This window comes from Paenibacillus polysaccharolyticus (assembly GCF_900102085.1).
In the GTDB taxonomy this organism is placed as follows: Bacteria; Bacillota; Bacilli; order Paenibacillales; family Paenibacillaceae; genus Paenibacillus; species Paenibacillus polysaccharolyticus.
The window spans coordinates 242,896-255,464 of sequence record NZ_FMVM01000007.1 but is presented as its reverse complement, the minus strand read 5'-3'; the positions used below and the strand labels follow the sequence as shown (position 1 = coordinate 255,464).

Below are 12,569 nucleotides of genomic sequence, written 5' to 3'. Positions count from 1 at the left end.
AAAGACGTTACAGTCTGCATTTGCTACACTTAAGAGGTGAGAGTTTGCTATTTTGGTCTGTTGTCTGTTGGGGTCTGTTATGACGTTTCGGTATGTATAGATCGTGTGATTTTTAAACTTGTACAAAGAACGGAGAGGGGAGCATATGTTTAATCGACTTAAAAATAAACCGCCGAACGAAGACGAGAGAGCGGTAAATCAATCGACCAGCGCGAGGCTGAATGTGTTTTTTTTCGTGGCATTTGTCATATTCAGCATTCTGATCTTCCGACTGGCATTTGTGCAGTTTGTCGAAGGGCCTGAACTGACGTACATGGAATCTACGCGTAATACAAAAGATATCCCTCTAGCCCCGGTGCGCGGGCCCATCTATGATGCGACCGGGAAAGTGGCGCTTGCTTATTCGGAGCCGGTACAGTCACTGTATGTGCTGTTATATGAAGATTATCGTAATGATGATCGCAGGCAGGAAGCCGAAGGATTGGCTCGTGAACTTGCGGATATATTCAAACGATTCAATCCGGGAGACGAGAAGCAGCCAGATGCAGAGGAGATTATAAAACGGCTGGATCTGGATCACCAAAAAACATTCGGTTATGTTCCAAGACTGGTCAAGTCCGATCTAACGACCCAGGAAATTGCTTTTTTTCTAGAGAAAAAAACGGAGTATCCCGGCGTAATGGTGCTAGAAGAGAATGTACGGAGATATGACCCTGATCGAGTCGCTGTCCAGGTTGTTGGTTACACACGGGAATTCAAGCGAGTACCCACAACACTCAAGCAGTACAAATCGATCATAGAGCAATCTGGGTCTCAGCGTGATCCTGGACTGGTCTACTCTCAGGATGAGAGGGTTGGATTCGATGGGTTGGAGCTGCAATATCAGCAGGAGCTTCGCGGAAGAAGCGGATATCAATCCATTGATATTGACTCTAGGAATTTACCTACAGGCACGATGGAATTGACTCCACCAGAGAAGGGGTACAGTCTGATCTCCACGATCAACAAGGAGGTTCAGCTTGCCGCGCAAAAGGCTATTACGGATGAATTACGAAAGCTTCCAAAGGCCATTACAGGTTACGCTGTAGCTATGGAAGTGGATACAGGCAATGTGGTAGCTATGGCAAGTATGCCAGACTATGATCCGAATGACTGGGATTATGACAAAATCAAGTATGTTTTCCGAAACGGGACGACAGAGTCTTTCCCGCCCAATGATAATAAGCCAAGCCGTGCAGAGTCCGTTGTTCTGCTTGGATCGGTTATTAAACCGCTCAGTGTGCTTGTCGGCCTGAAAGAGGGACTGTTCACTACGGGGAGTACTTATCCTGATAAAGGTTACGCTGTATTAGGCAAGGATGGAAGACAAGTAAAGAACTCACATTCGGCCTACAACGGTAATATTACCGCACGGAGAGCGATTGAAAAGTCGTCCAATGCATTTATGATTGATATGGTGGGCAAGCGTTTGCTGAATAAATATGGTGCCACAAAAGCCCTTGCTAAGTGGGACGAATACATGAAGGATTTTGGTTTGGGTGTCTCGACAGGCATTGATCTGCCCAAAGAATTTCTTGGTCAGTTGGAGTATAAAGCAGACAATAATGAGTCTGCACTGACACGTCTTGCGTTTGCGTCATTTGGTCAGCAAGCCAAATATACAACGATGCAACTTGCCCAGTACACCACAATGCTTGCGAATAAGGGCAAACGAATGGAGCCACACTTGGTGAAGGAAATCCGTGATGCGGATGGCAATGTGGTGAAGAAGTTTGAGCCAAAGGTTCTTAATGAGGTGCAGTTTGCGGATGCGCACTGGAACGAAGTGCATAAAGGAATGGTCACCAAAGTAAGCTCCTTCGACGGTTTCCCTTATGATTTTGCCAGAAAAACAGGAACATCCGAGCAAGGAACCGGACCGAATAAAAAGGAGAACGGTGTCTTTATCGCCTTTGCGCCAAGAGACAAACCGAAACTGGCTGTAGCGGTTATCGTGCCGGAAGGCGGTTTTGGATCGGTCAGTGCTTCCCCGATCGCACGCAAAATTTTTGATGCATACGATGAAGTGTATGGCTTGAATGGCATCCCAAAGGGGAAGAAGGACCAGAATAAAGAACAAGATTGATGATTAAAGGCATAAAATAATAGGAAACAATGGCCTGCTCATAAAAGTATTGAATAAACGGCTTTAGATTGAACTCATAAGTAATAGGACAGGCAAGGGAAAATACCCCTTGCCTTTTATTTTTCCATCGGCTAAAATTTGCACAAGGGAAACATTATTAGACGAGTTTAAAAGTTGGTACCTTGTACAACTTAATTAGTTGCGGACAAATATTTTAGGACAGGGAAAGGGGACGGTTAATTTGTTAATGGTGAAGATGAGGAGTATCCAACGTGGAGTCATTACGCTGATAGGTGTTGTTCTGGTCATAGTACTTACAGCTTGTTCGAGTACTTCGGGAGTAGACGGTACCGGCAAAGTGCAAGTTACGGCAACCACAGGCATGATTGCGGATGTAGCACGAGAGGTGGGCGGAGCATATGTTGAGGTTACCGGATTGATGGGACCGGGAGTAGACCCACATCTGTATAAGGCATCCCAAGGGGATATTCGCAAACTGGAGCAAGCCAAGGTGATTTTCTATAACGGCCTGCATCTGGAAGGGAAAATGACCAGTATTCTGGAGAAAATGTCCAAAAGCAAACAAGTTACCGCAGTTGCCGAAAATATTCCGGTAGAGGAGTTGCATTCCGGTCAAGCGACAGGTGGGACAGAGTATGATCCGCATGTATGGTTTAACGTCAAGCACTGGATGCGTGCAACCGAAGCTGTGCGTGACACGCTGGTGGAAGCAGATCCGGATCATGCGGAACAGTATAAGACGCAGGCAGCAACATATCTGGAGAAGCTACAAGCGTTGGATACGGAAGTGCGGGAGAAAATCGGGCAGATCCCTGAGGAAAGCCGAGTGCTGGTAACAGCACATGATGCATTTGGTTACTTTGGTCAAGCCTATGGCATTAAAGTGATGGGTCTCCAAGGCATCAGCACGGCAGCAGAATATGGCGCCAAAGATGTAAGTGAACTAAGAGATTTTCTCGTGGAAAATCAAATCAAAGCCGTATTTATCGAATCGAGTGTACCTGCTAAAGCGATGGAAGCGATTATTGCTGGGGCAGCTGAAAAGGGCCATACCGTAAAAATTGGTGGCGAACTGTTCTCTGACGCTATGGGGGCTGAGGGAACTGTAGAGGGCACCTATATCGGAATGGTGCGGCACAATGTCGAAACGATCGCGGCGGCTTTGAAATAATATAACATCTGAAGAGAGGAGAGCTATGATGATGAAAAATACCAATACAACCAAACAAGCATTAGAAACTATAGAAAACGATCAACTCGGACATGAAAAGGCAACGGTCTCTTCGCCTCTTTGTGTAAGGAACCTGGCCGTGGCTTATCACAAAAAGCCGGTGCTTAGCAATGTTTCCTTTGATATACCTGAAGGGCAACTCATCGGCATTCTTGGACCGAACGGTGCAGGCAAGTCAACGTTGATCAAAGCGGTTCTGGGGCTTGTTCCGAAAATGCACGGTGACATTGAGATCTTTGGACGATCTTATCGTGAAACCAGGCGGCGTATCGGTTATGTGCCACAGAGGGAGTCCGTAGATTGGGACTTTCCGACACATGCATTAGATGTTGTCATGATGGGAAGATATGGACATCTGGGCTGGTTCCGCCGCCCGGGAAAAAAGGAAAAGGATCTTGCGGCTCATTGCCTGGAGCAAGTTGGTATGGGGGATTACATGTATCGGCAGATCAGCCAGTTGTCCGGCGGACAGCAACAGCGCGTATTCCTGGCCAGAGCACTGGTACAGGATGCAGACTTGTATTTCATGGATGAACCTTTTGCAGGAGTGGACGCAACGACAGAGAAAGCGATCATCTCCCTGCTAGAGCAATTAAAAAAGCAGGGCAAAACCGTTCTAGTTGTTCACCATGACCTGGCAACGGTAGAGGAATACTTCGATCATGTATTGTTGCTCAACGGACGTTTGGTTGCCGCTGGGCCAACAAGAGAAGTATTTGTACCGGATTTATTACAGGAAACCTACGGAGGTCGCATCGCGATGATCGGCAGCCAAGCGGAGAAAGGCCAGGTGTAGTTATGTGGAATTGGGTTGTTTCTATATTGTCAGACCCGAACACACGCTGGATTTTGCTCGGTTGTCTGCTCCTCGGATTCAGCAGTGGCATTATCGGCTCATTTACCTTTCTTCGTCGTCAAAGTCTGATGGGCGATACATTGGCACACGCGGCATTGCCTGGAATCTGTATTGCGTTTATGTTGACGGAAACGAAGTCGATTGGATTGTTTCTGTTTGGCGCACTGATTGCAGGAATTGTAGCCACTTTCGGTATTTCGTGGATAACCCGGTTTTCACGGATTAAGCAGGATGCGGCAATGGGCATCGTACTGACGGTATTTTTCGGTATCGGTGTTGTGATGCTGACACGTATTCAGCACAGTGCAAGTGGAAGCCAGAGCGGGCTTGACAAGTACCTGTTTGGGCAAGCAGCATCGATGGTGCTTACGGATGTGTATGTGATGGGCGGGGTAAGTCTTGTATTACTCATCGCATGCCTTGTCTGGTTCAAGGAATTCAAGCTCGTGAGCTTTGATCCGGGTTTTGCAAGAGGTATGGGATTGCCCGTCGGAGTGTTGGAGCAACTCATTCTGCTACTGACGGTTATAGCTGTTGTCGCCGGAATCCAGGCGGTAGGTGTGGTGCTGGTTGCGGCACTGCTGGTGACCCCAGCAGCAGCAGCAAGGTGCTGGACCAATTCGCTTGCACTGATGGTGTTGCTGGCTGGATTGTTCGGCGCATTAAGCGGTGCCGTAGGAACACTCTTCAGCACGCTTGTCCCTAATCTGCCTACTGGACCAGTGACTGTACTTGCGGCTACGGTGCTGTTTGTTGGATCTGCGCTGTTCGCACCAAGGCGAGGGTTACTTGCCCGCAAGTTGCGGAGCATCCAGGCGAAGTCGACTTACATGCGTGAAGAGCAAGCCGCGCTACAGGTGCATGCTGCACAGCCTCAAACACAGAAACAGGGGGAGATGTAGATGGCCACATTTTGGATTATTCTCACCGCAATACTCGTCTCCTCCGCTTGCGCCATTCTCGGTTGCTTCCTGATTCTGCGGCGCATGGCTCTGGTCGGAGATGCGATCAGTCACGCCGTGCTTCCGGGGATTGCAATTGCGTTTCTGTGGAGCGGCTCCAGAGACTCCCTGTGGATGTTGCTGGGTGCAACCGTGTTTGGGTTGTTGACAGTGTTTTTCATTCAGACTCTTCAAGCGGGAGGACTGTCTTCGGATGCATCCATCGGTATTGTATTTACAGCACTCTTTGCTGTAGGGGTCATCCTGATCAGCCTGAATGCACAGCATATCGATCTGGATCTGGACTGTGTATTGTTCGGTGAGATTGCCTATGTGCAATGGGATACGTTAACGCTGTGGGGAATGGATGTAGGACCTAGAGCGGTCTGGATGCTGGGCATTACGTTACTTGTTATTCTCGTTGTTGTAGGACTGTTCTACAAGCAGTTCAAATTATGCGCGTTTGACCCGGCTTTGGCTGCGGCTTGCGGCATTCCGGTGGTCTTATTTCACTATGCGCTCATGGGACTTGTGTCCATGACGTCCGTTGCCTCTTTTGAAAGTGTAGGCTCTATTCTTGTAGTAGGTATGCTGATTGTACCTGCGGCTGCGGCTTATCTGCTCACGGATCAGCTTGGTAAAATGATTCTTTATGCGGTACTGATCGGTGCAGCTTCTTCTGTCGGCGGTTACCTGATGGCGTACGCGATGGATGCTTCTATTGCAGGTTGCATGGTGGCTGTGGCTGGCATTCTGTTTGTACTTGCGTTACTTCTGTCACCGAAACATGGCATTGTACTTCGTTATGTTCGCCGTAAATATGCCGCACGTTGAACATGATTTCATAAATTTAGATGACCGTCTGCATCGCAGGCGGTTTTTGGCGTTCCGGTTTTTAGGTTACTTTGTTGCATACGCGTGATCTGTGGTAAAATGTCGTTAGCTGTGACGTCCGGGGCGTCCGCCATTTCGCGGATACCGGGCGATCTTGTTGTTTTAGAGGAGAGAGACATACTGGAGGAGGATTCACAACATGAGCGAACTGAAATATAAACTGCTGGCCCTGGATATGGACGGCACGTTGCTGAATGATAATCATGAAATTACACAGGAGACGGCCAAATGGATTCAGATTGCCATTCGTCGCGGGGTGCATGTGTGCTTGTCTACAGGAAGAGCCGTATACCACGCCATGCCATATGCGGTGCAGCTTGGGCTGGAAACACCAATGGTTACGGTCAACGGTAGCGAGGTCTGGAAAGCTCCACATGAGCTTCACCTGCGCCATCTGATGGACCCGGCGTTAATTCGCAAGATGCACGAGATTGGGGAGAAATATAACAGTTGGTACTGGGCATACTCCGTGGAAGAGCTGTATAACCGTGATCGCTGGACGGATAACATCGAAGGATTAGAATGGCTGAAATTTGGATTTACCACCGAGGATGATGAGATTCGTCATCAGATTATGATGGAACTGCAGGACATGGGCGGTCTGCAAATGACCAATTCCTCTCCTGTAAACATTGAGGTAAACCCGGAGAACGTATCCAAAGCTACCGGTGTAGCCGAAGTATGCCAATTGCTGGGCATCGACATGTCCGAGGTGGTCGCTGTTGGCGACAGTCTGAACGATCTGGCTGTCATTGAAGCTGTCGGTCTGGGTGTTGCGATGGGCAATGCACAGGAGCAAGTGAAACAAGCGGCAGATTTAGTTATCGGAAGCAACAATGAGGATGGCATCGCACATCTGATTCGTGAACATATTCTGAAGGGGGAGTAACCTTTGCTCGCAACCGTTGGCTGGATTTTAATTGTACTGCTGTTTGCAGTAGGTATGGCAGGTACGGTGTACCCGATTCTGCCGGGTGCAATCGCGATTTTCTTCGCATTTCTGGTCTACGGCTGGTTCTTCAGCTTTGATCCGTTTGGGGGCGGGTTCTGGACTATCCAGATTCTGATCGTGGTGGTGCTGTTCGTGGCCGATTACGTCGTTAGTGCCTGGGGTGTCAAAAAGTTTGGCGGTTCCAAGCTGTCTACAACGCTGAGTACCATCGGAGTAATTATTGGCCCGTTCGTGATTCCAGCCTTTGGACTTGTCCTGGGGCCATTCATCGGTGCGTTTATCGGAGAGCTGATCGGCGGTTCCTCGCCTTCCAAAGCATCCAAAGTCGGATTTGGCTCTGTCGTCGGGCTGTTTACCAGCACGGTAATGAAAATTATTTTGCAACTTGTGATGATTGTTCTATTTATAATCTGGGTGGTTCGATTCGCCTAGAATATCAGGTTAGCTAGCTAAGGTCCGGAGAGGTCCGGTGTGGGGGAAAGAAGGGGAATCCGTTTTGTCTAAGAAGGAAACATTTATTAAAGGTACGCTCATATTGGCGGCTGCCGCATTGATTGCAAGGGTACTGGGTCTGGTACAACGTGTGCCGCTGGAGCATATCCTCGGGGATATTGGTAACGCATCGTTCACGATCTCCAATACGGTGTATTTAATGCTGTTAACTGTCGCAACGGCGGGCATACCGAGTACGCTGAGTAAAATGGTCTCGGAACGCTACGCGCTCGGACGCGCGGGCGAAGCGCAGCAGATATACCGTGCAGCCTTGATCTTTGCGGCCGTGGCCGGTGTGGTCATGTCTGTTCTGCTATGGTTCGCAGCGCCATTTTATGCCACCCATATTTCCAAAGTGCCGGAATCCGTGAGTGCCATCCGGGCGCTTGCTCCGGCCCTGTTACTCTTCCCGGCGATCGCAATGATGCGTGGTTATTTCCAGGGACGCGGCAATATGACCGCAGGTGGTATCTCGCAGATCGTGGAGCAGTTTGCGCGTGTAGGTGTAGCGATTATTGTGGCCTATGTGATGTTGCAATGGAATTACGATGATCAGACGATTGCAGCCGGGGCATCCTTCGGTGGGGTGTTCGGTAGTATCGGTGCATTTGCGGTGATGCTGTACTTTACATTAAAGCTACGCAAAAGTGACCGTGCGGCACAGCTACATTATGAGCGTGCAGAGCAATTGCCGATGCGCGGAATTTACACTGATATTTTCAAACTTTCAATTCCGATTGTGTTGTCTTCACTTGCTGTTCCGGCAATCAACTTTATCGACTCTTCCCTCGTCGTTCCCCTGCTTAGTGGACGGATCGGTCTGGAAGAAGCTACAGGCGTACTGGCAATTCTGGGTGCCAAAGCCCAGAGTATAGCCGGTATTCCGCCTATTCTCGCCATAGCGCTCAGTCAGTCCCTTGTGCCTGTCATTTCGGCGGCTTTTGCCCGCAAAGATGAGCTACATCTGAAAAATCAGGTAACGCTGGCGCTACGTATTTCCATTCTGACGGGAATGCCGATTGTGATTACCCTGTGTGCGGCGGCTTATTCGGTAAACGGATTGCTCTTCACAACTCCAGATGGCACGCCGATTATTGCATTGCTTACGTTCGGCACTATTTTCCAGATTACAATGATGACAACGAACTCCATGTTGCTCGGGGTTGGAAAACCACGAATCACAATGATTAGTGTAGCGGCAGGAATTATCGTGAAGCTGATTGCGAGTCTTATCCTCGCGCCGATCTTCGGCATTTACGGGATCATCATTGCAACAGCGCTATGTTTCCTCGTCATCACATATCTGAATCTGCGTGTGTTACGTAAAATCGTTGATTTTTCAATTATGGGGGATCGCTGGATTGGATTTATCATTACGGTGCTTCTCGCGGCAGCTGTCGGTTTTGCGGCCAATTGGAGTGGAAACCAGATCTTTGGTGCGTTCCTGCCTGCACGGGTATCTTTCCTGTTAACCTGTATGGTCGTGGGTGTGCTGGTCGTTGTGGTATATCTCGTACTGATGGTGGTTCTTCGTGTGTTGCGTAAGGACGAGCTGGGGAGTTATCCGCGGATTCTGCAAAAAATTCTTCGTCCCCTTATGCGTCTGCAACGCGGCGCCGGACAACGAGGATAAATTTAGGTGAAAAAAGCGCGGTCTGCACTTGTAGCAGACCGTGCTTTTTTATTGTTTTATTGCATAAGAGGCTGGTTCCCGTGACGGTGAACGTTATCCTTACTTTGGTCTTACACAGCAGAATCTACTCGATCTGCTTTAGTGACGTTACGATCCTGTTAAAGCCGTATTCGGATACCGTTTTTTCTTTTTCTCCTGCCAATTAGTGAGTAAGAACTTGCACATCATGAGCGAGAGCTGTTTTTAACATGCCGTACCGATGCTCATGACTCATATCAAACAGCCAAGGTCTGCGTGGCGCAGTGAGGTATCCGAGGCAATCTCGTGTTTCCAGCCAGTCATGTCTTGTAATCGGTTCATAAGGTGTGTCCCCCCAGACAGCGAGCAACTCAGGTGAGTAAAGACGCTGACCTTCCGGAAGCCATTCCTCATTCATTAAAACTTCCGTGTACAGATTATGATCAGTGGGCCCCTCGTGATGCTTGGTAAACAGGCCCGGCCAATATTCCGCCCTTGAGCCGCCGTGAGGAACGGTGCGTGCGAACTCCAACACTTGCTGGAGCACTTGCTCCACACCGAATAATAGGGCATACAGTCCTTTGCCGAACTGGATGCGTTCATTCAGTTTGCCAAAGTGTTCAATGACCCGTCCGGTAAGTCCACCTCCTTGTGCAAGAGGGAAAACGATGTGGTTCAGCCCGGCCAGATTATGCAGATGAAAAGCAGGTTTGGAGAGTACTACTTTTTGAAAATAAGGATGTTGCACCACCCGGCTCTCGATATAGTTCTGCTCATTAATAATTAAGGCCACACTCAGTATGGAACTGCAACGTTCGAGCCAAAATCGCTCCCAGAACGGGGTCATAAACGACGATACATGAAAATGAGATAACAGATGGAAGCAGCTTCGTCCAAGCCGCCGACTGTGGATATACAGCTGCAATTGAGGATAGGCATCCTGAAAAATAAGGGCATTGCACCGCTCCAGCAAGCGATACATATGCTCACGATCCTTCTGATTTTGCAGATTATGCATCAGGTCACTGTGCAGGTCGGTCATATGATATCCACCGTTGCGGGATACCATATGCGCCAGTAGCGCCCAATGTAGCTCGGGATACTGCTCGTAGCATTCCAGATAAGCGGCGGTTCGAGTCACATTACTGCGATTCTGCTGCTGCGTTAAGGTTTTGATCTCTTCGAGAATGATGCAATCCTCTTCACACACCAGCGCACGTTGTGCCTGATTGTTGCGTGCAGGAGATGGCTTGCCTGTTGTAGGGATTAACTTCTCCACCTCAGCTTGCAGAGCGGCAGCTGTATCTGCGTTCCAATTCAGGTCACGCAAAGGATGTCTAAGCCTTGCGGACGCATGCCAGGCGGCTTGTTTACCTCGCCATACTTCCAGGGCTGCTCCGGGAATGGAGCGAATGATCTGTACAATGGAGCCTGAATGCTGGTTTTCCGAAGAGTCATTTCTGGTGAAAGTCATGAATGGAACATCCTTTCATGAATATCTGTGTTTGATATGCCAGGACTTGTGGTTATTCTAAGTATGCGCTGAACATTTGACTTCCAATCACCAATTTGCTTCACTTAGAGGGAGACGAGGTACAGAAAGGGAGATGTGACAATGGAACAGATTACATCCAAGCCGGAATTTGATGTGGCGATTCAATCTCCACGTTTGACAGTGGCCGTATTTAAGGCAGACTGGTGCGGGGATTGCAAATACATCGATCCGTTTATGCCTGAGGTGGAAACGAAGTATTCACGTGACTTGACCCTGATTGAAGTGGATGTTGATCAGGTGGGTACAGTAAGTCAGGAGCAAAATATTTTGGGTATTCCAAGTTTTGTAGCCTACACGGACGGACGTGAACTGGTGCGCTATGTGAACAAGCTGCGTAAGTCGAGAGAAGAGATTGAGCAGTTTTTGGATCGTGCGGTTGAGGTCTACAATACCATTCACAAGTAAGGCCTAAGTGCATCGCAGGGAATGAATGTCTTCAAGACAGGGTAGACTGTAAGATAGGTATGCAAATACAAGGCTGTCGGTTGAGCCGTCTTCAGGCTTAAGACTGCCTTGTTTTTATTTGGCTTGAGGTGAGTAGCTTAAGGCTACCGAGATGGGTAGGGGCCTACATACATAAATTCGAAATATAATGACCTGCTGGTCAAAATTTTAATAGACGTTAACATTTTGTCACAAAGCGCGGCGTCAATGATGCTTTTATCCGGTATAATGGATTTAGTTGTGAAATTAGTGTCAAAGTACAAAACAAGTGCTGTAATGAGCCTTCTTATGGAAACAACACTAGCAACAATAATGAATCGGCATTGATTATCAAGCGAAGAACTTCTTCGCCATCTTAAAACAACAGCGGGTGAGAAAAAATTGAAGCACTTAACATTGTTTAAATGGTTAACCGTATTAACCTGTCTTGTTATGTTCTTGGCTACCTTTGGCGGCGGGATCGTGACGAAAACCGAATCGGGCCTTGGCTGCGGAACACAGTGGCCTTTATGTAACGGTAAGCTTGTACCAGCACATACTGTTGCCTCTCTGATTGAATACTCCCACCGTGCTGTCAGTGCATTGGCAGGGCTGTTGTCCATCGCATCTTTTGTTGCCTTCTTACGTTTTGGCAAGCAGCGTCGTGATTTGCAATTGTTCTCGTTTCTAACCCTTTTATTTGTGATTATTCAGGGAATTATGGGCGCTTTCGCCGTTGTGTTCTCGCAATCTTCCGCGGTCATGGCGCTACACTTTGGGTTCGCACTCATTGCTTTTGCCAGTTCATTGATGATGGCTCTCGGGATTAGGCAAGAGGCGAGATATGGCGGTTTGGAACGTCTGAACCAGTATCCGCGCGTTAGTAAGGGATTTCGTAACCTGGTCTGGTTTTCAACCATCTATACGTACCTGGTCGTGTATACAGGCGCATTTGTAAGCCATACGAATTCGGCTGGCGGGTGTTCCGGATTCCCGCTATGTAATGGGCAGATTGTGCCTGAACTTTCTGGCGGGGTAGCTGTGGCCTTTGCCCATCGTCTGGCAGCTGTGTCACTCGTGATCGTAATCGCGATCCTAGGACATTTTGCTTACCGTAAACACCCGGACAACCGTGAGCTACGGACACTCGGTGTGTTATCCGTCGTTTTAATTCTGTTGCAAGTGGTTATCGGTATGTTCATGATGTGGACTATTAATCGCCCGGAAGTTTACATGTTTGTGGCGCTGGCACATATGCTGGATATCGCTATACTGTTCGGTATCTTGACCTATATGAGCTTCCTTGTGTACAAGCTGCACCGCCCAGTGAACCGTTTCTAAACAGCTTATGAATTTTGTGTTTTAAAAAAGTAAGTTTATTACATTGTCCTGAAGCTGCGCTGGGCCATGTTGGAAAGTCCACCATCC

General features: G+C 48.4%; 11 protein-coding genes. 10 read left to right on the top strand and 1 reads right to left on the bottom strand.

Translation table 11 applies throughout. From position 1 onward, the window contains the following. Positions 1-145: 145 nt before the first annotated feature. From BLQ13_RS11910 to BLQ13_RS11875, 8 genes are all read left to right on the top strand, one after another. Positions 146-2,125 (top strand): peptidoglycan D,D-transpeptidase FtsI family protein, encoded by a 1,980-nt coding sequence (locus BLQ13_RS11910; protein ID WP_090919588.1) that lies wholly within the window; start codon positions 146-148, stop codon positions 2,123-2,125. A 247-nt stretch (positions 2,126-2,372) separates the two neighbouring features. Beyond that, a complete protein-coding gene (locus BLQ13_RS11905; RefSeq protein WP_090919585.1) occupies positions 2,373-3,317 on the top strand; it encodes a metal ABC transporter solute-binding protein, Zn/Mn family in 945 nt (314 codons plus the stop codon). A gap of 25 nt (positions 3,318-3,342) precedes the next feature. Next, positions 3,343-4,173, top strand: a complete 831-nt coding sequence (locus BLQ13_RS11900) for a metal ABC transporter ATP-binding protein (RefSeq protein WP_244159297.1) — start codon at positions 3,343-3,345, stop codon at positions 4,171-4,173. A 2-nt stretch (positions 4,174-4,175) separates the two neighbouring features. Beyond that, complete coding sequence (locus BLQ13_RS11895) at positions 4,176-5,135, top strand: metal ABC transporter permease (protein ID WP_090919582.1); 960 nt, start codon at positions 4,176-4,178, stop codon at positions 5,133-5,135. Continuing rightward, positions 5,136-6,008 (top strand): metal ABC transporter permease, encoded by an 873-nt coding sequence (locus BLQ13_RS11890; protein ID WP_090919579.1) that lies wholly within the window; start codon positions 5,136-5,138, stop codon positions 6,006-6,008. Positions 6,009-6,207: 199 nt separating this feature from the next. Next, positions 6,208-6,957: a Cof-type HAD-IIB family hydrolase gene (locus tag BLQ13_RS11885; RefSeq protein WP_090919577.1), complete on the top strand. Its 750-nt coding sequence runs from the start codon at positions 6,208-6,210 to the stop codon at positions 6,955-6,957. Positions 6,958-7,011: 54 nt separating this feature from the next. Further along, positions 7,012-7,452 (top strand): DUF456 domain-containing protein, encoded by a 441-nt coding sequence (locus BLQ13_RS11880; protein WP_090919802.1) that lies wholly within the window; start codon positions 7,012-7,014, stop codon positions 7,450-7,452. Between the two features lie 64 nt (positions 7,453-7,516). Next, positions 7,517-9,145: a putative polysaccharide biosynthesis protein gene (locus BLQ13_RS11875; RefSeq protein ID WP_090919799.1), complete on the top strand. Its 1,629-nt coding sequence runs from the start codon at positions 7,517-7,519 to the stop codon at positions 9,143-9,145. A gap of 202 nt (positions 9,146-9,347) precedes the next feature. Here BLQ13_RS11875 and BLQ13_RS11870 read toward each other — a convergent pair whose 3' ends face one another. Next, a complete protein-coding gene (locus tag BLQ13_RS11870; RefSeq protein WP_090919574.1) occupies positions 9,348-10,637 on the bottom strand; it encodes a DUF2515 family protein in 1,290 nt (429 codons plus the stop codon). 141 nt (positions 10,638-10,778) lie between these two features. Between BLQ13_RS11870 and BLQ13_RS11865 the strand changes: the two genes are divergently transcribed. Both BLQ13_RS11865 and BLQ13_RS11860 read left to right on the top strand, forming a co-directional pair. Further along, on the top strand, positions 10,779-11,123 hold the full coding sequence (locus tag BLQ13_RS11865) for a thioredoxin family protein (protein WP_090919572.1): 345 nt from the start codon (positions 10,779-10,781) through the stop codon (positions 11,121-11,123). Positions 11,124-11,543: 420 nt separating this feature from the next. Continuing rightward, on the top strand, positions 11,544-12,482 hold the full coding sequence (locus tag BLQ13_RS11860) for a COX15/CtaA family protein (RefSeq protein ID WP_139168884.1): 939 nt from the start codon (positions 11,544-11,546) through the stop codon (positions 12,480-12,482). Positions 12,483-12,569 lie beyond the last annotated feature (87 nt).